The 25,023-nt window shown below is 46.5% G+C and carries 27 protein-coding genes and 7 pseudogenes; 6 read left to right on the plus strand and 28 right to left on the minus strand.

The genetic code is table 11. The annotated features are described in order from the left end of the window. Positions 1–26: 26 nt before the first annotated feature. From folP to rlmE, 4 genes and pseudogenes are all read right to left on the minus strand, one after another. Positions 27–869, minus strand: coding sequence for a dihydropteroate synthase (folP, locus tag A5N84_RS03110; protein ID WP_072281233.1), 843 nt, complete (start codon positions 867–869; stop codon positions 27–29). Positions 870–886: 17 nt separating this feature from the next. Continuing rightward, positions 887–1,968, minus strand: a pseudogene (locus A5N84_RS13280) (ATP-dependent metallopeptidase FtsH/Yme1/Tma family protein). A gap of 5 nt (positions 1,969–1,973) precedes the next feature. Beyond that, entirely contained in the window at positions 1,974–2,828 is an 855-nt protein-coding gene (locus A5N84_RS13285) for an ATP-dependent metallopeptidase FtsH/Yme1/Tma family protein (protein WP_269844270.1), read from the minus strand. Between the two features lie 32 nt (positions 2,829–2,860). Further along, positions 2,861–3,493, minus strand: a complete 633-nt coding sequence (gene rlmE / locus A5N84_RS03120) for a 23S rRNA (uridine(2552)-2'-O)-methyltransferase RlmE (RefSeq protein WP_072281234.1) — start codon at positions 3,491–3,493, stop codon at positions 2,861–2,863. Between the two features lie 93 nt (positions 3,494–3,586). Between rlmE and A5N84_RS03125 the strand changes: the two genes are divergently transcribed. Further along, positions 3,587–3,883: a YhbY family RNA-binding protein gene (locus tag A5N84_RS03125; protein ID WP_078055536.1), complete on the plus strand. Its 297-nt coding sequence runs from the start codon at positions 3,587–3,589 to the stop codon at positions 3,881–3,883. Positions 3,884–3,887: 4 nt separating this feature from the next. On the opposite strand, the gene A5N84_RS03130 is transcribed toward A5N84_RS03125, so the two are convergent. From A5N84_RS03130 to hemH, 12 genes and pseudogenes are all read right to left on the minus strand, one after another. Continuing rightward, on the minus strand, positions 3,888–5,147 hold the full coding sequence (locus A5N84_RS03130) for an aminotransferase class I/II-fold pyridoxal phosphate-dependent enzyme (protein WP_072281236.1): 1,260 nt from the start codon (positions 5,145–5,147) through the stop codon (positions 3,888–3,890). Positions 5,148–5,245: 98 nt separating this feature from the next. Continuing rightward, positions 5,246–6,253: a transferrin-binding protein-like solute binding protein gene (locus tag A5N84_RS03135; protein WP_072281237.1), complete on the minus strand. Its 1,008-nt coding sequence runs from the start codon at positions 6,251–6,253 to the stop codon at positions 5,246–5,248. 65 nt (positions 6,254–6,318) lie between these two features. Further along, positions 6,319–6,489, minus strand: coding sequence for a hypothetical protein (locus A5N84_RS10215; RefSeq protein ID WP_158008630.1), 171 nt, complete (start codon positions 6,487–6,489; stop codon positions 6,319–6,321). Between the two features lie 148 nt (positions 6,490–6,637). Beyond that, positions 6,638–7,168 (minus strand): GNAT family N-acetyltransferase, encoded by a 531-nt coding sequence (locus tag A5N84_RS03140; RefSeq protein WP_072281238.1) that lies wholly within the window; start codon positions 7,166–7,168, stop codon positions 6,638–6,640. After that, positions 7,168–8,088, minus strand: a complete 921-nt coding sequence (locus tag A5N84_RS03145) for a DUF808 domain-containing protein (RefSeq protein WP_072281239.1) — start codon at positions 8,086–8,088, stop codon at positions 7,168–7,170. Before A5N84_RS03145 ends, A5N84_RS03140 begins: the two co-directional genes overlap by 1 nt. 27 nt (positions 8,089–8,115) lie before the next feature. Continuing rightward, positions 8,116–8,589, minus strand: a complete 474-nt coding sequence (ybeY, locus tag A5N84_RS03150; protein WP_072281240.1) for an rRNA maturation RNase YbeY — start codon at positions 8,587–8,589, stop codon at positions 8,116–8,118. 12 nt (positions 8,590–8,601) lie between these two features. Next, entirely contained in the window at positions 8,602–9,567 is a 966-nt protein-coding gene (locus A5N84_RS03155; protein WP_072281241.1) for a PhoH family protein, read from the minus strand. 87 nt (positions 9,568–9,654) lie between these two features. Further along, on the minus strand, positions 9,655–11,040 hold the full coding sequence (miaB, locus tag A5N84_RS03160) for a tRNA (N6-isopentenyl adenosine(37)-C2)-methylthiotransferase MiaB (protein ID WP_072281242.1): 1,386 nt from the start codon (positions 11,038–11,040) through the stop codon (positions 9,655–9,657). A gap of 78 nt (positions 11,041–11,118) precedes the next feature. Further along, positions 11,119–11,799 carry a tRNA (guanosine(46)-N7)-methyltransferase TrmB gene (gene trmB / locus A5N84_RS03165; RefSeq protein WP_072281243.1) on the minus strand — a complete coding sequence of 227 codons (681 nt, stop codon included), beginning with the start codon at positions 11,797–11,799 and terminating at the stop codon, positions 11,119–11,121. Beyond that, positions 11,796–12,586: pseudogene (gene folE2 / locus A5N84_RS13290) on the minus strand (GTP cyclohydrolase FolE2). The gene trmB and the pseudogene folE2 overlap by 4 nt, the downstream one beginning before the upstream one ends. Positions 12,587–12,824: 238 nt before the next feature. Further along, positions 12,825–13,636: pseudogene (locus A5N84_RS13295) on the minus strand (SDR family NAD(P)-dependent oxidoreductase); the annotation flags it as partial. A 30-nt stretch (positions 13,637–13,666) separates the two neighbouring features. Continuing rightward, positions 13,667–14,686 (minus strand): annotated as a pseudogene (gene hemH, locus A5N84_RS13300) (ferrochelatase); the annotation flags it as partial. Between the two features lie 142 nt (positions 14,687–14,828). Here hemH and A5N84_RS09820 point away from each other — a divergent pair. From A5N84_RS09820 to A5N84_RS03195, 3 genes are all read left to right on the plus strand, one after another. Then, positions 14,829–15,170: a cytochrome b gene (locus A5N84_RS09820; RefSeq protein WP_198923751.1), complete on the plus strand. Its 342-nt coding sequence runs from the start codon at positions 14,829–14,831 to the stop codon at positions 15,168–15,170. Further along, complete coding sequence (locus tag A5N84_RS10535; RefSeq protein WP_332882111.1) at positions 15,079–15,354, plus strand: cytochrome b; 276 nt, start codon at positions 15,079–15,081, stop codon at positions 15,352–15,354. The genes A5N84_RS09820 and A5N84_RS10535 overlap by 92 nt, the downstream gene beginning before the upstream one ends. An 87-nt stretch (positions 15,355–15,441) precedes the next feature. After that, a complete protein-coding gene (locus A5N84_RS03195; RefSeq protein WP_072281246.1) occupies positions 15,442–15,996 on the plus strand; it encodes a YceI family protein in 555 nt (184 codons plus the stop codon). Between the two features lie 116 nt (positions 15,997–16,112). Here the strand turns inward: A5N84_RS03195 and A5N84_RS11505 are convergent, their stop codons facing one another. The 12 genes and pseudogenes from A5N84_RS11505 to rpsF form a co-directional block, all read right to left on the minus strand. Continuing rightward, positions 16,113–16,331, minus strand: a complete 219-nt coding sequence (locus A5N84_RS11505; protein ID WP_143324805.1) for a hypothetical protein — start codon at positions 16,329–16,331, stop codon at positions 16,113–16,115. A 32-nt stretch (positions 16,332–16,363) separates the two neighbouring features. Then, positions 16,364–16,744 (minus strand): annotated as a pseudogene (locus A5N84_RS11510) (glycerophosphodiester phosphodiesterase family protein); the annotation flags it as partial. A gap of 170 nt (positions 16,745–16,914) precedes the next feature. Then, the gene (galU, locus tag A5N84_RS03205) at positions 16,915–17,793 is read right to left on the minus strand and encodes a UTP--glucose-1-phosphate uridylyltransferase GalU (protein WP_072281247.1); all 879 of its coding nucleotides are present in this window, start codon (positions 17,791–17,793) and stop codon (positions 16,915–16,917) included. Between the two features lie 2 nt (positions 17,794–17,795). Then, positions 17,796–19,178 (minus strand): DNA repair protein RadA, encoded by a 1,383-nt coding sequence (gene radA, locus A5N84_RS03210; protein WP_072281248.1) that lies wholly within the window; start codon positions 19,176–19,178, stop codon positions 17,796–17,798. Beyond that, on the minus strand, positions 19,171–19,302 hold the full coding sequence (locus tag A5N84_RS12475; RefSeq protein ID WP_269844265.1) for a hypothetical protein: 132 nt from the start codon (positions 19,300–19,302) through the stop codon (positions 19,171–19,173). The genes radA and A5N84_RS12475 overlap by 8 nt, the downstream gene beginning before the upstream one ends. 1 nt (position 19,303) lies before the next feature. Next, positions 19,304–19,603 carry an alanine racemase C-terminal domain-containing protein gene (locus tag A5N84_RS09455; protein ID WP_158008631.1) on the minus strand — a complete coding sequence of 100 codons (300 nt, stop codon included), beginning with the start codon at positions 19,601–19,603 and terminating at the stop codon, positions 19,304–19,306. After that, a complete protein-coding gene (locus tag A5N84_RS03215) occupies positions 19,552–20,259 on the minus strand; it encodes an alanine racemase (RefSeq protein WP_078055539.1) in 708 nt (235 codons plus the stop codon). The genes A5N84_RS09455 and A5N84_RS03215 overlap by 52 nt, the downstream gene beginning before the upstream one ends. A gap of 3 nt (positions 20,260–20,262) precedes the next feature. Then, positions 20,263–21,644, minus strand: a pseudogene (gene dnaB / locus A5N84_RS13305) (replicative DNA helicase). 147 nt (positions 21,645–21,791) lie between these two features. After that, complete coding sequence (locus A5N84_RS10220) at positions 21,792–21,941, minus strand: hypothetical protein (RefSeq protein ID WP_158008632.1); 150 nt, start codon at positions 21,939–21,941, stop codon at positions 21,792–21,794. Between the two features lie 89 nt (positions 21,942–22,030). Next, the gene (rplI, locus tag A5N84_RS03225; RefSeq protein ID WP_072281249.1) at positions 22,031–22,477 is read right to left on the minus strand and encodes a 50S ribosomal protein L9; all 447 of its coding nucleotides are present in this window, start codon (positions 22,475–22,477) and stop codon (positions 22,031–22,033) included. Positions 22,478–22,489: 12 nt separating this feature from the next. Then, a complete protein-coding gene (rpsR, locus tag A5N84_RS03230) occupies positions 22,490–22,702 on the minus strand; it encodes a 30S ribosomal protein S18 (RefSeq protein ID WP_072281250.1) in 213 nt (70 codons plus the stop codon). A gap of 10 nt (positions 22,703–22,712) precedes the next feature. After that, a complete protein-coding gene (rpsF, locus tag A5N84_RS03235; protein ID WP_072281251.1) occupies positions 22,713–23,042 on the minus strand; it encodes a 30S ribosomal protein S6 in 330 nt (109 codons plus the stop codon). A 225-nt stretch (positions 23,043–23,267) separates the two neighbouring features. Here rpsF and ppa point away from each other — a divergent pair. After that, positions 23,268–23,794: pseudogene (gene ppa / locus A5N84_RS03240) on the plus strand (inorganic diphosphatase). Further along, on the plus strand, positions 23,791–24,858 hold the full coding sequence (locus tag A5N84_RS03245) for a ribonuclease D (protein ID WP_078055540.1): 1,068 nt from the start codon (positions 23,791–23,793) through the stop codon (positions 24,856–24,858). Before ppa ends, A5N84_RS03245 begins: the two are co-directional and overlap by 4 nt. The last annotated feature ends 165 nt before the right edge of the window (positions 24,859–25,023 follow it).

The raw sequence follows: 25,023 nt of genomic DNA on the forward strand, positions 1-25,023 counted from the left end.
GTATTTTTTATATAAAAATTTTGCATTTATGCATTTTTTAGAGCTTCAACCATCAATAAAGCTTCTTTGGTCGCTTTTATATCGTGCGCCCTGATGATATGAGCGCCTTGCCATGCGCCTAGCGCGGCCAAAACTACACTACCAATTAATCTTTCTTCTACTGGCGCTTGATTTAGGTAATATCCAATAGTTGACTTACGCGATACGCCAATAAGAGCCGGATAATGTTGCGTGATTTTTTTTAGCTCTCGAATTAAAAGCATATTTTGCTCAGGTGTTTTGCCAAAACCAAAGCCTGGGTCAAGGATTATGCGTTTTGAATTGATGCCTGATGCCACTAGAACTTGGGTACGATTTTGTAAATACATACCGACTTCTTTTAGCACATCCTGATAGTTGGTATCTTTTTGCATGCTTTCTGGCATTCCGCGCATGTGCATAATGCATACACCACAAGAGTACTGCGCGATTACATGAACAGCGTCTTTATCTTCAAAGCCATTCACGTCGTTAATAATGTCAGCTCCAAGCTCAAGCATGGCCTGCATAACAGCTGTTTTTTTGGTGTCAATAGAAATTGGCTTACGTCCATCTTGAACTAATGCCTGCACAATTGGTTTTAAGCGCTCGATTTCTTTTTGCGCGCTAATAGCTTTTGAACCCGGACGGGTTGACTCTGCGCCTATATCAATAATATCAACCTTCTCCGCAATCATTTGCTCAGCACGTTCCAAGGCTTTATCGATGGTATTAAATTTCCCGCCATCAGAAAATGAATCGGGCGTACAATTGAGTACGCCCATGATTTTAGGTTGATTGAGCTGGACTGAAAACCGTCCGCATTGCCAATTGTTTTCTAATCTAGTCATGCTCTCACCTACCGTTGCTACACTTTAGGGTCAGCATCGGGTTTTATGGGTTTATGGTCTCCACCAATTACGATGCCATCTGCTTTATGGTCGTCACCAGCGTTGCCAGAATCATTAGAATCATCATCGCTCCAATCTGAGGGTTCGCGCACTGGTTTACGCTCCATCAAATCATCAATCTGACCTAAGTCAATGGTTTCATATTTAACTAATGCTTCTGTCATGGCATGTAAAATATCCATATTATCTTCTAATATTTTCCGCGCACGCTCATAATTGCGATCGATAATCGCACGAATTTCATCATCAATCATGCTAGCGGTTTGATTAGAGATGTTTTTATGCTGTGTTACGGAGCGTCCTAAAAATACCTCGCCTTCTTCTTCACCATAGCTAAAGGCCCTAATTTTTCGGACAATCCCCACTGCGTTACCATATTCCGCGCAATGGCGGTGGCGCGCTCAATATCATTGGATGCACCTGTTGAAACTTGCTCTTTACCGTAAATTAGCTCTTCTGCCAAACGTCCGCCATAAAGCGTTGAGATTTGGCTCTCTAAGCGCTCTTTTGAATAGCTATAGCGGTCTTGGTCGGGCAAAAACATCGTGACCCCTAAGGCCCGTCCCCGCGGAATAATGGTTACTTTATATACAGGGTCATGCGCTGGTACAATCCGACCAACGATACAATGCCCTGCCTCGTGATACGCGGTCATGCGCTTTTCATCATCACTCATAACCATCGAACGACGCTCAGCCCCCATCATGATTTTATCCTTTGCATTTTCCAAATCTTTCATCGTGATGGTTTTATTGTTATTACGCGCTGCAAATAATGCCGCTTCATTGACTAAGTTTGCCAAATCCGCACCCGAAAACCCTGGTGTTCCGCGTGCAATATCACGTGCCTGCACATCATCGCTCATTGGTTTTTTACGCATATGCACCTTGAGAATTTGTTCGCGCCCCTTTAAATCAGGCAGACCAACAACCACCTGACGGTCAAAACGACCTGGTCGTAACAATGCAGGGTCTAACACATCAGGACGGTTTGTTGCGGCAATCACAATAACGCCTTCATTACCATCAAAACCATCCATTTCCACTAATAGCTGATTAAGCGTTTGCTCTCGCTCATCATGACCACCCCCAATCCTGCTCCACGCTGACGTCCTACCGCATCAATTTCATCAATAAAGATAATGCAAGGTGCATGTTTTTTTGCCTCCTCAAACATATCGCGCACCCGTGAGGCTCCCACACCTACAAACATCTCTACAAAATCCGAGCCAGAAATGGTAAAAAATGGCACTTTTGCCTCACCCGCTATTGCGCGCGCTAGCAATGTTTTACCCGTTCCCGGAGGGCCGACCATTAATAATCCGCGTGGAATTTGTCCGCCTAATTTACTAAATTTGGTTGGGTCGCGTAAAAATTCAACCATTTCCACCACATCTTCTTTTGCCTCTTCTGCGCCAGCAACATCTGCAAATGTCACTTTAATTTTATCTTCAGGAATCAGTTTGGCGCGACTTTTGCCAAAAGAAAAAGCGCCGCCTTTTCCGCCCCCACCTTGCATTTGACGCGTAACAAACAAAAATAAAATCACCAAAACCGCAATCGGCAACAAATTAATAAAAATACGGGTCAGCAAACTTTCTTTTTCAACAGGTTCAGAGGTGATAATTACGTCATTTTGTTGCAAATCGCCAATCAAAGCACTGGTATTTAACTCAGGATTGTTTGTAACATAACGATTACCAGAGTGGTCAACAAAAGTAATTTTCATCTCTTGCAAATTAATATCTGCACTTCTCACCTGTCCCTTATCCACTTGATTGAGAAATTGTGAATAAGGTACCTCATTTCCTCGCCCTCTCGGACTAAGATCCTCCATACCGCTGACTAATAACAAGAAGAGCAAAATTAATCCGCCCCATATCATTAAAGATTTACGCATATCGTTCAAAATTATTTCCTCTTCGTCTATATCTATGAATTATCTCGTTTAAATCCCTTTGCTAGCAGATACGTTTCTTGACTACGTGCTCGCGAAGCATCGGGTTTTCGGGTTAATACCCGCTCAAAATCTTTTCTTAGCGAACGCATTAGTGTATCAAATCCTGGTCCGTGAAAAATTTTGGTTAACAGATTGCCATTATCTTTAAGCCGCTGATAGGCAAACTCTACCGCTAATTCCACCAAATACATACTTTTGGCTTGGTCTACTGACTTCACTCCGCTAGTATTTGGGGCCATATCTGAAATTACCAAGTCCACCAAAGCATTATCACCAATTGTCGCATTTAATTCATCCAACACCGTTTGCTCTCGAAAGTCGCCCTGAATAAAAGTCACTTCAGGCAAAGCATCCATCGGCAAAATATCTAACGCAATAATCTTACCGCTCCCTTTTAGGCACTGCGCCACATATTGCGACCAGCCTCCAGGAGAAGCGCCTAACTCTACCACAATCATTCCTGGCTTAATCAAACGGTCTTTTTCTTGAATTTCTTTTAGCTTATACACCGCTCGCGAGCGATACCCCTCACTTTGCGCCTGTTGCACATAAGGATCTTTAAAATGTTCTTTAAGCCAACGCTTACTTGATTTGCTACGCGCCATAACGCCACATCTCTAATCTTAACCGCATTTTTTCACCTTTTAATCACTTTCCGCTATAATCTGCACCTAATTTTACTGGAAGAACCCTGCATCATGCTAACCAATACTCAAATCCGCTTTCTAAAATCAGCCGCACACCCCTTGCGACCTATCGTCCTTATTGGTGCAAAAGGACTCACCGCCGCTGTTGACCGTGAAATCAATCTAGCATTAGAAAGCCACGAACTCATCAAAATCAAGCTTGGCAATATTGATGATGCCAGTCAACAACACATGATTAACCACATTCAAACCCAACATAAGGCTCATTTTGTGCAAAAAATTGGACACACTGCCATATTTTTTCGCCAAAACCCCAAAGATAGTCAATTTAAACTCCCCAAAAACTAATCCTCTAGTTCAACGCCTTTAAATATTGTTGCCCACAAATTTTTTGCACCACCGCAATTAATATCACCATTGCTTTTTCTAATTGTGCCATTGTCAAAAATGATGGCGTCAAGCGGATATTACAATCACAAATATCATAACCGTAAGGAAAAGTTGCACCCGCTGGGGTTAACTTCAAACCCAAACGCGCACATTCAGCAACTACCGCCTGCGCACAGCCTGATAAAACCTGCAATTGGATAAAATAACCGCCTTTAGGGCGCGTCCAACTTGCTAAACCAGTATCGGCCAAATGCGCCTGCAATTGTGCCTGTACATATTCAAATTTAGGCTTAAGCAAACGGGCGTGCGCCTGCATATGCACCCATAAATCATGTTCGGCAAAAAATTTCACATGCCGATATTGATTAATCTTATCTGGACCAATTGTTTGCTTGGAAAAATGACCAAGCAAATAACGTACATTCTCCTCACTGCTTGCAATCGCCGCCACACCAGCACCAGCAAAAGTTATTTTGGAAGTAGACCCAAACATCACCACACGATTAGGGTATCCTGCTTGTGCGCTCAAACTAAACACATCCGCCAACGACCGCTCTACCCCATCTAAAGAATGAACCGCATAGGCATTATCGCAAAATAACCGAAAACCCTCCGCTGCCGTTGGCATACAAGCTAAACGCTTCATCACCGCATCACTATAAATCGCGCCAGTAGGATTAGAATATTTCGGCACGCACCACATCCCCTTAATACTATTATCCGAACGCACCAGCGCCTCAACCGCATCCATATCAGGGCCATCCTCATGCATTGCCACAGCAATCATCTCCACCCCCAAATGCTTACAAATTGCAAAATGGCGGTCATACCCTGGTACAGGACAAATAAACTTTGATTGCTGACCATGCCATGAAGGCCGCGCCTCGCTCACCCCGTAGCGCTGATATAAACTCAACACATTATGCATCAGCGCCAAACTAGAATTCCCACCCACAATTACCTTCACCGAGGACGGTAGCTCTAACATCTTACGGAAAAATTCCTGCATCTCGGGCAATCCTTCAAGCCCTCCATAATTGCGCAAATCCAGCCCATCTTCTTGCAAAATCTGCTGTAGCTCTTGCGCACTCACATTACTAAGCAACGCCTGTGATAAAGCCAACTGTTCTGCGCTCGGTTTACCTCGGCTCATATCTAACGATAAATCCTCCACCTCTAAACCTTGAATCACTTTTTCAGCTTGCATCACCAGCGCTTGCATCCCCACACCATCCTATTTAGCAAATCCACTTCTCTTAACTCTCTTATAACACAATAAAAAAGCTGCCCGCAGGCAGCTTTTTTGCATCGTTGCAATACTTATTTTTTAGCACCATACCCACCAAAATAATCATACCAAGTGCCATTTATTTTTCCAGCAACGCCGAAAACGCCTCCAATTTCTTCAGCTTTAGGGCCATAGAATTGCCCTTCAATCTTTCCTGTTAGACCATTGGCAGATTGCATAGACCCTGCAATTTTATTTTCACCAGCCCATACGGCCTTACCTGTTAAAGCAAGCTCAGGACGATATTCAGCTACATGATTATTTCTGCCATCTAATTTATGTAAAACAGGGACATCTGTGGTGTTGTAGCTTACAAATTTATCAAGATAATCTACATCTAAACGATTGTGCATCGTTACAGGATGACCATTGTAATAAGCGTGTGCAATCCCATTATAAGTTGCACCACCTCTTTTAGGCACATCCACCGTAATTACGCCAAAAGATTGATATGAAATATTTTTTCTATTAGGGTTGCCATTAGCAATTTCTTGAAATTCTTTACTAGAGCGATTGGTCGCAAAGGATTGATAATTCCAGCCTGTTACAGAAGGATGATGCGCATAAACGGCATTATTACTTCCTGCCTGACCATAGACAATAACTTCTGAAAAATCATTATGCACCACGCCACCAGCATTATCACCAATATTAATATCCGTTACTTCTAGCGCATATTCTCGCGCAACTTGCCCATCTCTACGATCAAAAATGCCTGTTGGAGCCAAAATTTGATTGCCATAAGTTCTAACTACGGTGTTTCCTGGTTTTGTCAATTGCTCCAATACTCGTTTCTCAGTTTTTAGGCGTGCAATTTCTGCTTGAGTGGCAGGGTCTTGCTTGTTGGTTTGGGAAGATTGATTATTACCTTGGGGAGACTGACCACTTTGACCACCAGTACCTGACGATGACGAATTGCCCTCTAATGTAGCAAGTCTATCATCCACATTCTGTTTAGCATTTTCCAATTCAGCACTAAAACAAGTGTTTGCGTCATAAGAGCAAACTTCATTAACAATTCTATTTTGATTAAAAACCAAGTGTCCGCCACTTAACAAAGTCGCACTTGGGCTACTCGCTTGACCGATTTTAGGCGTAGAATCTACTAAAAAACGCCACCTGTTGGATAAATATCCTGCGGATTGGTAGGTTTAGCATCTTTCCCTCTAGCATTACCTGTTTTAGAAATAAAATTATAGTCGCCACCACTTCCACCGCCACATGCGGTTAAAAGCGCCGCACACAAAGCAGCCAAAGTAAACTGTGTTTTATTCATCTCTTATTACTCCCAAAATTAAGCACATCCTAAATAAACCGCGTATCCTACCCTAAATTAATAAAGCGCGCAAAACAATTCGCCAAGCCATCCTGCGATCAATCAACACGCTTATAACACCTCTAAAAAATTGATAGGAAAAGAAAAATTATTCTCTATTTTTAGCATTAAAATAATATGCCCAATAGTGAATCGCCATCGTGCGCGCAAACTTTATCGCCACCTGTGGCAATACCGCTACTTGCGTAAATCCCATACGCTGATGAAAGTCCATACTGGTTTTATTTTCGCTGGTAATCACCCCTAACAACACGCAAACCGTGCCACCTTGCGCGACTTGCTCTATTAGATGCTGATACAGTTTGCGCCCCAACCCCCGATAAACAGACGCATCACGCGCATGCGACAAATAAATACTGCTTTCATAGGTTATGCGAAATCCCTCGCGCTCATGCCATGGCTTGGCGTAGGCAAAACCTACAACATCGCCCCCCAATGTCTCTGCCACATAATAAAACCCTTGCGCGATAATCCCAGCCATACGGACTGCCATAACCTCATCACTTACTTCGTCATATTCCAGAGAAACCGTTGTTTTGCGCACATAATAATTATAAATTCCTGCAACAGCGCCCGCGTCGTTTAGAGTTGCTGCACGGATGATATAGTTTTGCGCCATTAGGCTTTCCTAGCATGCCACAAGCGCTGCACAGGTAAGAGCAGTCCATAAATTGCCAACCCAATCACCGCACCAACCGCTATATTAAATCCTGTATTGCCAACCCACTGCACCAATCCTATCTTAGGGAGCAATTGGGCAATATGGGTATGCAAATGATGCAAAACCGCCAACCCTTCAACCCAAATATGCCCCCCAACGATAAACATCGCCAACGTCCCAACCACCGACAACAATTTAATCAAATTTGGCGCCAACCATAACAAGAACCGCCCTAATAAATCTAATATTCCTTGATAACGCGCTACCCAAAACCGCCCCACATCATCCATTTTTACAATCACCGCCACCACGCCATAGATAAACACCGTCATCATTACCGCCACAATCGACAAAATAATCGCCTGCTCTAAAAGAGGCAATCCATATTCATTGACCACACCCATTGCAATAACAATAATCTCCGCCGATAGCACAAAATCCGTACGAATCGCGCCCGTTATTTTTTCTTTTTCAAGCGCAAGCAAATCCTGTTCATTTAATACCGCCTCAGCCAACTGAGCCTGACGCTGTTGTTTTTCTTCATGGTGCAACACACTATGCAACACCTTCTCCACTCCTTCATAACACAAATACGCTCCCCCTATCATCAACAACACGGGCAGAGCAGGCGGAAAAAACGCACTCAACAGCAACGCCAACGGCACTAAAATCACCTTATTGAGCAAAGAGCCTTTCGCCACTGCCCAAACCACTGGCAACTCACGCTTTGCGCTCACCCCCGTCAACTGATTGGCATTAAGCGCCAAATCATCACCCAACACCCCTGCTGTTTTTTTTGTAGCAATTTTAGTAATAATCGCCACATCATCCATCATCGAAGCGATATCATCAAATAGGGCAAAAAAGCTAATAGCCATAATCGTTCCTTAAACCCAACCGTTGCATTAATCCTCGCGCACCACATAAGGGTCGCTAAATCCCAACTCCTGCAAAATTTTGCGCTCCATAGCCTCCATTCGTTCTGCGTCTTGCTCTTGCAAATGGTCAAATCCCAGCAAATGCAAAAAACCATGCACCACAATATGCGCCCAATGCTCCTCCATTTTTTTGCGCTGTGCTTTTGCCTCCTGATTTACCACCTCCACAGCAATCACCACATCACCCAACAAGCGCGGCTCTTCTGGCAAATCCCAATCACAAGGAAACGCCAAGACATTTGTTGGCATATCTTTACCGCGATATTCACGATTAAGCTCCGTAATTTCCTCATTATCAACCAGACGCACCGTCACTTCTAGCGCCTCCTCAATTGATAACACCTCTATTGCCACATCCAACCATCGTTGCACTCGTTTTTGCGCTGGATACAAGCAATCATCCGCCACATCCTCAATTTGATAATCAACCACTATCGCCATTGTTAAAAATCCTTACTCATGGTTATTTGCCTCTTCATAAGCCTCAATAATTCGCTGCACCAATGGATGGCGCACCACATCCTTTGTTGCAAACCGCGTTGTAGAAATCCCTTCCACCGCCTGCAACACCTCCAAAGCATGCGTTAATCCAGAACGCACGCCTCTCGGTAAATCCATCTGCGTTACATCCCCTGTAATCACCGCAGTTGAGCCAAAGCCCAAGCGGGTTAAAAACATCTTCATCTGCTCAACTGTCGTATTTTGCGCCTCATCCAAAATCACAAACGCATCATTAAGCGTTCGTCCGCGCATAAACGCCAACGGCGCAATCTCAATGACATTTCGCTCAATCAACCGCACCACCCTATCAGGGCCTAACATATCATTAAGCGCGTCATACAATGGACGCAAATAAGGATCCACCTTCTGACTCATATCCCCAGGTAAAAATCCCAAGCGCTCCCCCGCCTCCACAGCAGGACGCACCAACACCAACTTACGCACCTTATCTCCAGCCAAATACGACACCGCCGCCGCCACCGCCAAATACGTTTTCCCCGTTCCAGCAGGCCCCACACCAAAATTTACCGCATGGGCAAAAATACGTTGCAAATACCGCCGTTGATTAGACCCACGCCCAGTAATCACCCCCCGTTTTGTTTCAATTCGAATCGTTTTCCCCTCATCGATTGCACTAAACTCAGCCGCCAACGTCGCCCCAGCATCGCGTAGCGCCAAATGCACATCATCTGCATTTAATCCACCTGAACCCGTTTGCGCGTACAACTGTTCTAATACAAACCGTGCCTGCGCCGCCCGCCCCTCATCTCCTAAAACATCAAACAAATGCCCTCGATTTTGCACCACCACCCCCAACTGTTGCTCAATCAAACGCAAATGCTCATCCATCTGCCCACAAAGCTCGCTTAATTTTGCCTGACTTTGTGGCTCAAGCTGAAAGGTAACCGTTTTCTTCATATATCCTCAACATCCAAACCACGAAAAAACAGCGCGCAACCCAAAAGATTGCCCGCACTCTCCCAAGCCTTCAACATCTTTTAAAACTCAAGAATACAGCGCATCATTTTGATACACCGTTGGACGCAATTGCGCCTCAACCTCAACCAACCTCCCACGCAAAGAATTCTTATAAGCCGCTGTAATTTGCACTTTTACAAACCGTCCAATCACTGATTTTGGGGCTTGGAAATTCACCACTCGATTATTCTCCGTGCGCCCTGAAACCTCATGCTCATTTTTCTTAGACACACGGTCAACCAACACCCATTGCTCAGAGCCCACCATTGACTGCGAAATCTCCGCCGCCATCTCCAAAATTCGTGCCTGCAATCGCGCCAACCGCGCCTTTTTCACCTCCATTGGAATGCGATCAGGCATAGCAGAAGCGGGCGTTCCAGGGCGCGAACTATAAATAAAACTAAAAGACGTATCGTAAAACACTTCCTCAATTAGTTGCATTGTCGCCTCAAAGTCTTCTTCCTCTTCTCCAGGAAACCCAACGATAAAATCCGAAGACAAACTAATATCAGGACGGATTTCACGCAAACGCGCCAACTTCTCCTTATATTGTGCCGCCGTATGTCCTCGCTTCATCAGCGCCAACACCTTATCCGAACCACTCTGTACAGGCAAATGCAAATGGCTAACCAACTGTGGCACGCGGCGATACACCTCAATTAAACTATCTGAAAATTCCACAGGGTGCGACGTGGTAAAACGAACTCTATCAATCCCATCAATCGCCGCCACATACTCAATCAACAGCGCCAAATCCGCCACATCGCCATCATCCATCTGCCCCTGATAAGCATTAACATTTTGCCCCAATAAATTAATCTCGCGCACCCCTTGCGCTGCCAAAGACGCACATTCAGCAATCACATCATCAAATGGGCGGCTCACCTCTTCCCCGCGCGTATAAGGCACAACACAGAAAGTACAATATTTTGAACACCCCTCCATAATCGAGACAAACGCACTCGCTCCTTCTGCGCGAGGCTCAGGCAAATGGTCAAACTTCTCAATTTCAGGAAAACTCACATCAACCACCCCATCACGACTTTCCTGTGCAGCTGAAATTAAATTCGGCAAACGGTGCAAAGTTTGCGGACCAAAGACCACATCAACAATCGGCGCACGCCTACGCAACTCCTCCCCCTCTTGTGAAGCAACACACCCCCCCACACCAATAATCAAATGCGGTTTTTGCTCTTTAAGCGGTCGCCAACGTCCAATTTGTGAAAACACCTTCTCCTGCGCCTTTTCACGAATAGAACAAGTATTGAGCAACAACACATCCGCCTCCTCGGGCGAGTGCACCTGTGTCATGCCATGAGAATTTTTCAACACCGCCAGCATTTTATTTGAGTCATACTCATTCATCTGACAGCCATGTGTTTCGATATAAACGTGTTTAAGAGTTGCAACCATAATTATTCTTTCGTGTAGTGCGCTAAAAAAGCGCCATTATAGATATTGCCCTATGCCTCAACAACTATTTAGTTGCCTTCATAGCGCCACCTGTTTTGCATAACGTAAATCCCAAACGCCATGCCCCTTACGCTCCCCGCGTAACTCAAATTTAGTCTTAGGACGAAAACTTGGGCGTAGCGCAAAACCATCCGCCTCCCCCAAATTCTGCCACTTATCCCCAGCCTCCTGCATCACCTCACGCATCCATAGCGCATACGGCTCCCAATCTGTAGCCAAATGCAACTCCCCTGCCACCGCCAACCGCTGATATAACAACTGCACAAACGCAGGTTGAATCAAACGCCGCTTATGATGGCGTAATTTTGGCCACGGGTCAGGAAAATAAATTTGCACCCGCGACAATGCCCCATTAGGAACATAAGACTGCAACACCGCCACCGCATCATGACAAATAAAACGTACATTGCCACACTCTTTGGCGAGCGCCTGCAACAACGCATGCCCCACCCCAGGGCGATGCACCTCCAAACCAATAAAATTCTTTTCAGGCTCCGCACAGGCCATTTCAATGAAACTCTCACCATTGCCAAACCCAATTTCCAACACCAACGGACGCGCATTCCCAAATACAGCCTCACTGCTAACTTGCAACCCCTCAACCACCTCCAGCCCAAAAGTCTGCCAATATTGGTCAAATGCCCGCTCCTGCCCCTGCGTCATCCGCCCTTGTCGCAATACAAAACTACGAATACTCACACATCACCCGCCTGCCCCAATCCCTCAATCACCGCATACGCCGAATGATTATGAATAGACTCAAAATTCTCACACGACACCCGATAACGCACCACCCCATCAACCACCTTCATCGCCAAAGCCACATCCCGCACAATATCCTCAACAAATTTTGGATTTTCATACGCGCGCTCCGTTACATAGCGCTCATCAGGACGTTTTAACGCCGACCAAATCTCACACGACCCCTGCGCCTCAGCAAGCACAATCAAGCTCTCAATATCGACCTTCTCCGCCTGCTCATACTGCGCCCAAATCACCACATGCGAACGTTGATTATGCGCGCCATATTTAGAAATCTCCTTCGAACACGGACACAAACTCGTTACTGGAACAGTCAACGTCAGCGCCACTGTTGGCGATTCACCCCATCAACTGCCACCTGCAAACGATAATCCAACACCCCCTCAACCCCAGTAACAGGCGCTTGTTTACGGCGAAAAATCGGCAAATCCAACACAATTGACCCCTCACTTGCCCGCAGCAACGTCAACATCTGCGCATGAAGCGCCAACAACTGCGCCAGCGTCAACGCCTCCACCCCTGCAAACAACTCTACAAAACGCGACATATGCGTCCCTTTTTGCTCAGCAGATAACGCCACCGATAGCGCCACCTTCGCCACACTCATTTGCCGCACCCCCGCCTGCCACTCAAACGCCAAAGGAATCGACCAATCACAAATCCCCACCCGTTGAATAGGCATATTGCGCATATCAGGAGTTGCTTGAATATCGGGCAACGCCATATCCTCTTGCTGTTGTTTTGCCATCTGCGTCATCGCCTGCCTCATCGTTTAAAAAAAGGGCGCTATTATCTTTTTATTTTCAAACTTGCGCAATCACCGCCTATTTCTAACCCTGTTTCTTACCATCTACCGTGCCATCTTCCTCATTATTATCCTCTTCATCATCTATCAAAAACACCTCCTCTTCTCCCTCTTCTGATTCAAAATAACGCTTACGCTCCCGCTCTGCCAAATACACCACAAACGCATCCATCATCGTTGTAGGCAATAGCCGACGCATCAAACTCATAATCCACGTTGCCTTAGTCACATAATAGCGAGGCTTAGGCTTTTTCGCCTCAAGCGCCTCAATTAACTTCTCCACCACCGCATGCGCCTCAAGCGTAAACGGCTCACGCTTAGTCCCACTTAAACGCACCAACATTTTCAAATACTGCCACGCATGCAAACTCTCCTCCCCATCAATCCAACGGAAAAACTCCCTTTTAGCATTGGCGCGAAAATTTGTACGAATCGGGCCAGGCTCAAGCAAACTCACCGAAATCCCCGAATCTCTTAACTCCAAGCGCAACGCATCCGTCAACCCCTCAAGGCAAATTTCATCGCACAATAAGCCCCTCGGTAGCGCATCACCGCCAGCCCCAACACCGAACTATTTTGCACAATCCGCCCAAATCCCTGCTGTCGCATAATCGGCAACACACGCCGCGTCAAATCATGCCAACCAAAAAAACCATTCTCAAACTGATACACCAACGCCGCGCGCGACAAATCCTCCACCGCACCAGGAATAGCAAACGCACCATTATTAAACAACGCATCCAAACGCCCGCCCGATTGTTTAAGCACCCAATCCAGCGCAATTGAAATCGAATCTGGCGACGCCAAATCCAACTGCACCGCCTGCAACCCCTCCTGCTTTAAACGCTCCACATCCGCTGCATTGCGCGCACTAGCCAACACCAACCAACCGCGCGACTGCAACGCATGCGCTGCTGCATAGCCAATCCCACTTGAACAGCCTGTAATTAAAATTGTTTTTTGCTTCATCACCCTTCCCTATAAACATCAACTTTCTCAAACCCACGCCAGCCCTGCGCATGCTGTTTGACCAAATCCACCAACAAGCCTATATGCGCGCTCTGAGCATTTAAAGCAGGAATATACTCATACACCTGCCCACCATGCTCTAAAAATAACGCACGATTACCTATTGCCATCTCCTCCAACGTCTCCAAACAATCCGCGCTAAACCCGGGGCAAATCACCGCCATCGAGCGCACCCCATCGCGCGCCATCTGCTTAATCGTCTCATCTGCATAAGGACGCAACCACTCCTCCTTACCAAATAACGACTGAAAAACCATCTGATACGCCCCTTTAGCCAACCCCAACGCCTTTGCCACCAATTCCGTCGTCTCCTGACAATGCAAAAAATACGGATCTCCCTCATCAAAATAGCGCTTAGGCACGCCATGATAAGAAACAATAACCGCTCTGGCTGACCATGTCGCGCAAAATGCTGACGCACACTCTCTGCCAACGCCTCAATATATAAAGGATGATTCTGCCAATTGCGCACCATCCGAATCTCAGGAATAAACCGCTGTTGACGAAGGCTAACGCCACCCCATCAAACACACTAGCCGTCGTCGCATCGCTATATTGTGGATACATCGGAACCACCAACACATGCTCCACTCCCTGCGCCTTTAGCGCCATAAACTTACTGGTTAGCGACGGATTGCCATAACGCATCGCATAATCCACCACCACCTCCAATCCCAACGCCTGCAACGCCTTCCCAAGCTCCGCCACCTGCGCCTTAGTAATCTCAATTAACGGCGACCCATTCTCCTGCCAAATCGCCTCATACGCATGGGCAGATTTTTTAGGGCGCGTCTGCAACACCACCCCATATAAAATAGGAAACCACTGCCAGCGTGGCAAATCCACCACCCTAGGGTCAGACAAAAATTCCCGCAAATACCGCTTAAGCGCCGCCTTTGTAGGCGCATCAGGAGAACCTAAATTTACCAACAACACCGCCACCTTACCCTGCATCCCCTGCGCCAAATGTGCACCGACAGCCACCATCATTCCACCTCTTATTGAAATTGCAAAAAATTTCCTAAGCTTAGCACGTTTTCCCAAAAGCCCGGCATATCGTACCGCCTGTTAATTACATCGCCGAAAATACCCCCTATAATCCGCAAAATTTTTATAAATAAAGGTAAACATCATGAGCTCTACTGAACGTTATCACCCCCTCCATCGCCTCATCCACTGGCTCAGCGCCGCACTAATTTTATTTCTTTTTGGCAGCGGACTTTATATGACCACCCTAGGCTACTATGACAACGGCTATCATCTTTGGCCTGCGCGCCATAAAGCCATTGGCATCCTCCTAGCGCCATCACCCTCCTACGACTCCTCTCCATCATTATCCAAAAAAACCCAGCCCTCTTCAAACCCACAAACGCTGGGAAATTATTTTAGCGCATGCCACGCATGGTCTTCTCTATCTTCTCATCCTTACCATGCTGATTACGGGCTATCTTCTAGCGACCGCCAAAGGCAATAGCATCAACTTCTTTGACCTCTTTACCCTCCCAGCTCTTATCGACAGCGACGCCTACGCCCGTACTCTTGGCAAAATTCACCTTTATAGCGCTTGGGCACTCATTCTATTTGCCGTCCTACACGCATTAGGCGCTCTTAAACATACCCTCATCGACCGCGACAAAACACTCAAGCGCATGCTCTAAAACCAATACAAATGTCAAAACAGTAACCAAGAATTATCGATATCTCTATAAACTCCCAAACGAATTTGCAAAAAGGAAGGACACATCATGAAACACATTAAAAAAACTACCATCGCGCTCGCATTAAGCGCTCTTTACAGCCTAAGCGCCCATGCAGCGCCTGTGCAATATAAAATTGACCCAGAGCACAGCATCGTTCAGTTTAAAGTTCCCCACCTAGATTACAGCTATATCCTAGGCACCTTTAACAACCTTAGCGGTCAATACACCTACGACAGCGAAACAGGTGAAATTAGCAACGTTGAATTCACACTAAACACTGATTCACTCGACACCTACCACGGTGAGCGCAACAAACATCTTCGCGGTACAGATTTCCTCAACACCGCCGCCCATCCTCAAGCCAGCTTTAAATCTAGCGCATGGCAAGACGGACAGCTCACTGGTAAACTCACCCTAAACGGACAAACGCAAACCATCACCGTTCCCGTCAATAAAATTGGTGAGGGTGATGACCCATGGGGCAACTACCGCACTGGTTTTGAAACAACGTTTAACATCGCATTAAGCGATTATCAAATCCCAGATTCTTATGTAAAACAAGCTGAAATTTACATTACAGGAGAAGGAATTCGCCAATAAGCGCTTAGCATTCCTAGCACTTAAAAAGACAAAAGACCTGAGTTTTATCTCAGGTCTTTTTATTTTGGCAAAGTGAAAATCCCAATCAAAGACTTTACCTCACAACATCAATTCTTCTAGCAAGCCTTTAACAATGGTGCATTATAATCCTGCGCAATTTGCATAAACGGTACAATATTTCCCTTGTCATTTTGCAACAACATTGGAATAGCAGGCGCTAGATAATTTAAGCCATCCTTTTTAAGCGACGCCATTTGTGCAATACGCGCCTGAGTTTGCAAATCCTCATCTAAGAAAACTGCCTGCTTACCATACTCCCCCGCATTTTTAGCCAAAACAAAATATCATCATAAGAAAATGACTGCTCATTGTATTTTGCAGGGGTAAATGGTGTGCTACATTTCTCTGCCAAAGGCGTTGCTAAAATATTCGTCGTTGTATGCAAATCATTTTGCGCATGACGACAAACCAATGCCTTATCCTTAGTGAAAGTGACATCACACTCCAGCATCCCTGCACTTTGACGCGCTGCGGCAATATAAGATTCTTTTGTATGTTTGGGGAATTGCAAAGGCGCACCGCGATGACCAATTACAAAATCAGATTGACGCGGCACTTGTCCTGCGCAGGACATCAATCTATCTTTTAGCTCGCCCGCCTGCAAATCATCTAACAAATAAAAAGGACGCACTCCATAAGTATAGTCGGAGAAGTGAAAAAGTAGTACAAGGCGGCGAGCCGCAGACAGTACAGATAGTACGGCAAGGCGAGCCAACGCCGTAATACTTTTTCAATTCTTCGACTATATAAGCCTGAATAGGCGCTATCTCTTAAAATCCCTCCTATTGTGCGTAACTTGATAAAGCATTTATAGCCAGCGCTAACGCCATCATCTTTTTTCTCCCGTAAATAAACCCATTATCTTGATAATTCCTGCAAGTACTGCGCAAATTGCGCTCCCAACTGCGGATGTTTTAATCCCATCTCCACATTCGCCTGCAAATATCCCAATTTATCGCCGCAATCATAGCGCTTACCTTCAAAACGATAAGCCAACACTGTTTGTTGCTCTATCAACTGCGCAATTGCATCGGTTAGCTGAATCTCTCCACCTGTGCCCTCTGGCGTATGTTGCAAAATCTGCATCACTTGCCCAGGTAAAATATAACGCCCAATCACCGCCTGAGTAGAGGGCGCCACGTTAGGAGCTGGCTTTTCCACCACTGCTTGCACCGTACACAACCGCTGATTAATCTGCGCGCCAGCCGTAATAATGCCATAGCGCTGCGTCTGCTCGCGTGGCACTTCCATCACCCCCAACACCGCCTGTTGTTGCGCTTCAAATACCTCCACCATTTGTTTAAGCACTGGTTTTTGCTCACACACCAACAAATCATCTGCCAGCAATACCGCAAACGCTCGCTCCCCCACCACAGGACTTGCACACAATACCGCATGCCCCAATCCCAACGCCAACTCCTGACGAATAAACACCACCTGCATATCCCGCGGTTTAACGCCCTCCACCACCTGCAAAAACTCCGCCTTCCCACGCACCCGCAACTCATTTTCCAACTCATAAGCAATATCAAAATGCTCTGTAATAGACCATTTATTGCGCCCTGTTACAAAAATCATCGTGCGAATTCCTGCTGCGTAAGCCTCTTCTACAGCGTATTGAATCAAAGGCTTATCCACAATCGGCAACATCTCCTTTGGGCTTGCCTTTGTTGCAGGCAAAAAACGCGTTCCAAACCCAGCCACTGGAAAAACTGCCAAATCAATTTTCTCACGCATTTCTACATCCTCTCTTCTAATAACGCCAACACCTGCCCGATATGACTCACCCCATGCACCGTCAAGCCCGACACCGTCTCACGTGAAACATTCGCCTTTGGCAATACAATATGCTTAAACCCATGTTGCTCAGCAGCCTTAATCCGCGCCTGCCCATTAATCACTGGACGCAACTCCCCCGACAATCCAATCTCCCCACCAATCACCCAGTCTAATGGCAACGCACGCCCTTTAAAACTTGAAAACACCGCTGCCACAACCGCCAAATCCGCCGCCGTCTCCGTAATTTTCAGCCCCCCCACCACATTTAAATACACATCCATATCATGAATCGCAATCCCACCATGGCGATGCAACACCGCCAACAACATTGCCAACCGCCCCCCATCTAACCCCTGCGTAACCCGTCTGGCATACCCTCCACCCTTCTCATCGACCAACGCCTGCACCTCCACCAACAACGCACGACTCCCCTCCCACACTGGCATAATCGCACTCCCAGCATGCTCCCCCTCAGGACGACTCAAAAAAATCGCCGACGGATTATTCACCGCCTTCAATCCCGATTCCAACATAGCAAACATCCCCAGCTCATTGACCGAACCAAAGCGATTTTTAATCGCGCGCAACATACGAAAGCGACTCCCCGCCTCACTCTCAAAATACAAAACCGTATCCACCATATGCTCTAACACCCTTGGTCCTGCAATGGCGCCCTCTTTGGTTACATGCCCAATCAAAAACACCGTCGTCCCACTCATTTTTGCAAAACGCACCAACTGCGCTGTCGACTCACGCAACTGACTCACCGAACCAGGCGCTGCTGAAAGCGCCTCGCTGTAAAGCGTTTGAATCGAATCCACCACCAACACATCAGGACGCTCTGCCAGCGCCGTTGCAATAATGCGCTCCACCTGCGTCTCGGCATAAAGCACAATCTGCTTACGCTCAAGCCCCAAGCGCTCAGCACGCAACCCAATCTGACTCGGAGATTCCTCCCCACTCACATACAAACAACGCACTTGATACGACAAATGATGCACCGTCTGCAACAACAAAGTCGACTTCCCAATCCCAGGGTCTCCGCCGATTAACACCACACTCCCATGCACCAATCCCCCCCCCAGCACCCGATCAAACTCACTAATCCCACTGGGCGTAATCGACTCCCGCACCAAATCCACCGCATCCAACGACTGCACCACCCCAGCCGCCACCCCAGCATATCCCCCATCCTGCACCGAACGGGGCGCGCCCTTCTTCTCCTGCGCCACCACCTCCTCCACCAACGTATTCCACTGCCCACACTCATGACACTGCCCCTGCCATTTTGGATAAACCGCACCACATTCATTACACACAAACCGCGATTTTGCCTTAGCCATCAATCACCTCCGTGCGCACCCGCGCCATCAAGCTCGTAGTCAGCGTATAAACAATCGTCCCAGCCTCCAGCGCACGCGCCTCAATCGCATGCCCATCTCCCCACACCGTAACCGCCTCCCCCACCTCAAATCGCGCCTCCCCCCAGCCAAACCAAACACATATCCATCGCCACCCGCCCCACAATCGCAAAACACCGCCCACCAATACGCACCTGCACCGCCCCACTGACAATCCCACGCGAAAACCCATCGCCATAGCCCAACGCAATCACCGCCACCCATCCAGCCGTTGGCGCAACAAACCCCAAACCATACCCTGCACCCTCCCCAGCCTCCAGCGCATGTACCGCCAAAATCTGCGTCTGCAAATGCATCACCGCCTGCAACCCCAACTCCTGCGCACCCACCCCAGCAAAAGGTGACATCCCATACAACGCCACCCTGCCCGCACCCATTCACAATCCACCGCCACCCCCCGCAACAGCGCCGCCGAATTAGCATAACAACGCGCCCATCCGCGAGGCAAAGTCAATCCCTCCATCACCGCCAACTGCTGATGCGTGGGAAGCAAATCCACCTCATCAGCACAAGCAAAATGCGTCGCCACCCCCAAACACACCACAGCCGACAACCCAGCCAAACGCTCAGCCACCTGCGACACCTCCTGAGGCGCAAAACCCAAACGGTGCATCCCACTATCGACCTTCACCCACACCCGCAACCGCTCCCCCAATCGAGCTCCCTGCGCCCAACGCTCCAGCCACACCAACTGAGGCAAATGATGCACCATCACAATGAAATCATAGCGCGCACATATCGCCAGCGCCTCAAAAGAAAACACCCCCTCCAGCAACACCACCGCCTGAGAAGCCCCCAACGCACGAAGCGCTAACGCTTCATCCACACTAGCAACCGCCAATTGCGCCACCTCAGACAATGCCGGCAACACCTCCGCCATCCCATGCCCATACGCATTTGCCTTCACCACCGCTATCAACTGCGCCCCTCCCGCATGCGCCTGCAACACCGCCACATTTTCACGCAACGCCTTTAAATCCAGCACTTTTACCAACGGACGCATCAGCTACTCATCCCCACCCTGATAATAACGCTCATAATTCGCCCCTGATAAATTGCCAAATTTACTTCTTGCGCCATTAAACGATAAAAACACCTTCCCAATCGGGCCATTACGCTGCTTACCAATAATAATTTCAGCAACACCGCGATGTTCTGTTTTATCGTTATACACCTCATCACGATAAATAAACATAATTAAATCAGCATCCTGCTCAATTGCCCCTGATTCACGAATATCCGACATCACTGGGCGCTATCCCCCGCGACTCCACACTACGATTTAACTGCGACAACGCAATCACTGGCACATTTAATTCCTTTGCCAACAACTTCAACGACCGCGAAATCTCCGACATCTGCGTCGCGCGATTTTCCGTAGAATCTGGCAAACTCATCAACTGCAAATAATCCACCAAAATAACCCCCAGCTCCCCCTGCTGACGATACAAACGCCGCGCCCGCGCCCGCAACTCCATAGGCGATAAATTCGAACCATCATCAATAAAAATAGGCGCCTTATTCAACGTCTTTGTTGCTTCAGTAAAACGCGCCCGCTGCACCCCTGTTTCCACCTTCCCTTTAGAGAGCAACCCCAAATCAATCCCACTTTGCGCCGCCAACATCCGCATCGCCAACATCCTAGCAGGCATTTCCAAAGAAAAAACCGCCGCTGGTTTTTGCAATCCCAGCGCAATATTTTCCACAATATTCATTGAAAAAGTTGTTTTCCCCATTGACGGACGCGCTGCAACAATCACCAAATCTCCTGGTTGCAATCCAGCTGTCATTTCATCAAGCTTATCAAAACCCGTGGCAAATCCCGTAATGCCCGTTCCCAAACGCCCCACTTCCTGAATATAACGCACCGCCTCCGTAGTGGCATAACGCATCGGCTGAAAACCCTCGCGCTCATCATTGCGATACTTATTGGCAATACTAAAAACCTTCTGCTCCGCACCATCTAACAGCGCCTTCACATCGCGCCCCTCAGGGAAAAAAGCACTATTTGCAATCTCCCCCGACGCCCCAATCAACTCCCGCAAAATCGCCTTTTGTCGCACAATATCTGCATATGCCGCCACATTCACAGAACTCGGCGTCTCTATGCCCAACTGGCGGATATAATCCCGCCCCCCCGCCCTCCTCCAAACGCTCCTCACTGCGCAAATAATCCACCAAAGTAACCACATCAAATGGCTTATCTTGAGAGGCCAAAGCCATCATTGCAGAAAAAATAATACGATGATTTTGAAAGAAAAAATCGCTTGCCTGAACCTTGTCTGCCAACCGCTCCCACGCCAAATTATCCAAAAGCAACGCACCAATAACCGACTGCTCCGCCTCACGCGATTTTGGCGCTTCCTTTACTCGATTCATCTCATCCATCTGACCCCCTATCTAACAACCCAAAAATGCAGCTAAAATCACTCAACATAACACAAAACCCAACCTATCCAACACGCCACAACACGTAGAAATCAAAATATTGAATGCGCCCTCTTCTAACACAAAAGCACCGCCACCTTTTTATCTTTATATAGTTGGAGAAGTGAAAAAGTAGTACAAGGCGGCGAGCCGCAGACAGTACAGATAGTACGGCAAGGCGAGCCAACGCCGTAATACTTTTTCAATTCTTCGACTATACAAAACAATCACCTCAAAACAGCCATAATAAAAACCCAATAAAAAACCCGCCTAAGCGGGCTTTAAGCAAATACATGCTAAAAATCACAATGAACATACCATTTTTAAGCTCATTGCCATTTTGTGGATTATTCGCTCACAACTTTAACAATCACTTGGCATTGTGTATCGCCAAATAATTTCAAATCAATTGGGAATTCACCCAATTCACGGATTGTGCCATGAGGCATCAAGACCTCGTGTTTCTCAAGTGTAAATCCTTGTTTTTGGGCTGCTTCAACAATATTTTGCGGGCCAACAGAACCAAATAATTTACCTTCATCGCCTGATTTAGCTTCAACAGTTAACACTTGACCATCCAGAGCTTTAGCGCGATTTTGCGCATCCGCTAATTTTTCAGCCTGTTGTTTTTCAAGTTCTGCACGACGCGCTTCAAAAGCTTTCAAATTAGCCGCTGTAGCTTCAGTCGCTTTGCCAGAAGGAATTAAAAAGTTACGACCATAGCCTGCTTTCACACTTACCTTATCGCCCAACTCTCCCAATCCAGCAATCTTTTCTAATAAAATTAATTCCATAAATGCCTCCTATTAATGACTATCTGAGTAAGGCAATAATGCAAGAAAACGCGCGCGCTTAACCGCACTCGCCAATTGGCGCTGATAAAAAGCACTGGTTCCAGTAATGCGAGCTGGCACAATCTTGCCAACTTCAGTAATATAATTTCTCAAGGTATTCAAATCTTTGTAATCAATTTCATTGATTCCTTCAGCAGTAAAACGGCAACCTCTACGACGTGGCATAATAAACTCCTTATTGTTTGTTGTTTTCTTGCATCATGGGTGAGGCTTCAGTAATCGCCTCATCACGACGAATCGTTAAATGACGCAATACCGCATCATTAAAACGGAAGTTACTTTCTAAGTCTTCCAGCGTTGCCGCATCACATTCAATGTTCATTAATACATAATGCGCTTTAACCAATTTCTCAATTGGATATGCCAACACGCGACGTCCCCAATCTTCAAAGCGATGCACTTTACCGTTTGCCGCTTCAATTGTATTGCGATAACGCTCTACCATGGCATTGACTTGTTCACTTTGATCTGGGTGAACTAAAAATACAATTTCATAATGTCTCATTAAAGACTCCTTATGGATAAAAAAATAGCCCTCTACTGACGGCAAGGAGATGTTTGCATTAGCTAAAGCAAACAAGGCGCGCGATTATAACCAAAGCCCAGAACTTAAGCAACAACCCCCTCAATAACGCCGAACAATTTAGCGCCACTATTCCATCAATCGCTAATTCATGATAGCTTTTCGCCCTTACAAGTCTTGATTCAACCAATTTATTAGGAGCAAATGATGAGTTTATTACACGTGAGCGCGGGCGATAATTTACCCGAATCTTTTAATGTCGTTATTGAAATTGCCAGCGGTAGTGGTCCTGTTAAGTATGAAATTGATAAAGAAAGTGGCGCATTAGCTGTAGATCGTTTCATGGGCACAGCAATGAGCTATCCTGCAAATTATGGCTATATTCCCAACACTTTATGCGATGATGGCGACCCACTGGATGTATTGGTCTTAACGCCTTTCCCTCTCATTGCAGGTTGCGTTGTGCAATGTCGCGCCTTAGGGGTTTTGGAGATGAGCGATGAAAAAGGAGGCGATGCTAAATTGCTTGCTGTGCCGACTAAAAAATCTGCCCTGTCTATAATGAAATCAACGCGCTAGAAGATATTCCAGAGCTGACACGCCAACAAATTCAGCACTTTTTTGAGCAATACAAAGCGCTAGAATCAGGCAAATGGGTCAAAATAGAAGGCTGGAAAGATGCACAAGCTGCTAAAAAAGCCATTGAAGACAGCGTAAAACTATTTCAAAAGTGAGTAGAGTCGCTTATCAATTCGCTCAACCCAACGCGGTTTTTACACCGCGTTTTATTAGTTATGACAGCGAGTTTGTGCGTGAAAAAAATTACTACCCCAAACTTGCTTTACTACAACTCCACCAGCCAGAGCAAAATAATACCCATCTTTATGACCCTTTAAGTTCACAAAGCCTGCCTTGGTCAATCCTGCTTAATCATCCTGCGCCCATTGTTATGCATTCGGGGCGCCAAGATTTAGAACTCATCTATCTTTACACGGGCGCAGTCCCAAAAAGTTATCACGATACGCAAATTGGCTTTGCGCTCATTCAACCCAAGCAATATGCCAGCTATGCCGAGATTGTTGCGCACTACCTAGGCGTTCATTTAAGCAAAGCGCAAACCAGAAGCGATTGGCTTAAACGCCCATTAACTAATGCACAACTGCGTTATGCAGCTGAAGATGTTTACTATTTATCTCAACTTTACCCACTTCTATGCGCTGATTTGCAACGCCTAAAACGCCTTGACTGGTGGCAACAAGAATGTGAGCATTTATTGCAAACCACACAAACGCACAACCAATATCACTACCATTGGTATCATCTAGATTCCTCCCCAAAACTACGGGGTATTGAAATAACGATTGCCAGTATTTTAGTACAAGCGCGAGAGCAAGTTGCGCAACAACGCGACTTACCCCGTCGCAAAATCGCATCAGATGGTTTTATTATTGACCTTGCCAAACAACGCCCTAACACGATTGAATCACTTGCAGAACTTCTTGCGCCCAAGCATCTGCTATGGACTGCAAACCAAATGCTTATTGAAGGTTTTAGCCAACTGGATACTGTCTATCCCCCTATGCGCCCACAAGCTACAAAGCTCAGTCCTGCCCATAAGCAACGCTATCAGCAATTGCTACAATTTCGCCAAGATTGCGCCATCGCGCTTAACATTGCGCCCGACTTATTAGCTTCTAATAGACAACTGCGCCAACTCTGCGCTCAACCTGAACAAGATAATCCTGTAAAAAAAGGCTGGCGCGCCACACTTTTTGCAGAGCAACTGCGTCAACTGTAAGACATCTCTTTGCCTCTTTAGGCAATGAGCCCTTAAGAAAAGTCCTATTTAAAAACATAAATTAAAAAATTGATTTTTAACAATAATTTATTTATGATAATTAAACTTCTTTTATTAAAGAGGTTTTCTTGAATAGGTTCAGATAGTTAAAAAGAGGAGGACTGA

Source organism: Rappaport israeli, from assembly GCF_001888055.1.
GTDB lineage: Bacteria > Pseudomonadota > Gammaproteobacteria > Cardiobacteriales > Cardiobacteriaceae > Rappaport > Rappaport israeli.

Coding starts and splice junctions, on each gene's coding strand:
- A5N84_RS03155 (WP_072281241.1), bottom strand. CDS start 9,567: ATGAAGAAAACGGTTACCTTTCAGCTTGAGCCACAAAGTCAGGCAAAA.
- rpsR (WP_072281250.1), bottom strand. CDS start 22,702: ATGCCACGTCGTAGAGGTTGCCGTTTTACTGCTGAAGGAATCAATGAA.
- A5N84_RS03215 (WP_078055539.1), bottom strand. CDS start 20,259: ATGCGTCCGTTGGTAAAAGTGCTGGATTTAAAGGCGTTGCGTGAAAAT.
- A5N84_RS03145 (WP_072281239.1), bottom strand. CDS start 8,088: ATGGCTATTAGCTTTTTTGCCCTATTTGATGATATCGCTTCGATGATG.
- A5N84_RS09820 (WP_198923751.1), top strand. CDS start 14,829: ATGAGCTCTACTGAACGTTATCACCCCCTCCATCGCCTCATCCACTGG.
- folP (WP_072281233.1), bottom strand. CDS start 869: ATGACTAGATTAGAAAACAATTGGCAATGCGGACGGTTTTCAGTCCAG.
- A5N84_RS03130 (WP_072281236.1), bottom strand. CDS start 5,147: ATGCAAGCGCTGGTGATGCAAGCTGAAAAAGTGATTCAAGGTTTAGAG.
- rlmE (WP_072281234.1), bottom strand. CDS start 3,493: ATGGCGCGTAGCAAATCAAGTAAGCGTTGGCTTAAAGAACATTTTAAA.
- rplI (WP_072281249.1), bottom strand. CDS start 22,477: ATGGAATTAATTTTATTAGAAAAGATTGCTGGATTGGGAGAGTTGGGC.
- galU (WP_072281247.1), bottom strand. CDS start 17,793: ATGCGTGAGAAAATTGATTTGGCAGTTTTTCCAGTGGCTGGGTTTGGA.
- A5N84_RS03140 (WP_072281238.1), bottom strand. CDS start 7,168: ATGGCGCAAAACTATATCATCCGTGCAGCAACTCTAAACGACGCGGGC.
- ybeY (WP_072281240.1), bottom strand. CDS start 8,589: ATGGCGATAGTGGTTGATTATCAAATTGAGGATGTGGCGGATGATTGC.
- A5N84_RS13285 (WP_269844270.1), bottom strand. CDS start 2,828: ATGCGTAAATCTTTAATGATATGGGGCGGATTAATTTTGCTCTTCTTG.
- radA (WP_072281248.1), bottom strand. CDS start 19,178: ATGGCTAAGGCAAAATCGCGGTTTGTGTGTAATGAATGTGGTGCGGTT.
- A5N84_RS10215 (WP_158008630.1), bottom strand. CDS start 6,489: ATGAATAAAACACAGTTTACTTTGGCTGCTTTGTGTGCGGCGCTTTTA.
- A5N84_RS03125 (WP_078055536.1), top strand. CDS start 3,587: ATGCTAACCAATACTCAAATCCGCTTTCTAAAATCAGCCGCACACCCC.
- A5N84_RS03195 (WP_072281246.1), top strand. CDS start 15,442: ATGAAACACATTAAAAAAACTACCATCGCGCTCGCATTAAGCGCTCTT.
- rpsF (WP_072281251.1), bottom strand. CDS start 23,042: ATGAGACATTATGAAATTGTATTTTTAGTTCACCCAGATCAAAGTGAA.
- A5N84_RS09455 (WP_158008631.1), bottom strand. CDS start 19,603: ATGTCACCTTTTGCTGGGGTGGGTGCGCAGGAGTTGGGGTTGCAGGCG.
- miaB (WP_072281242.1), bottom strand. CDS start 11,040: ATGGTTGCAACTCTTAAACACGTTTATATCGAAACACATGGCTGTCAG.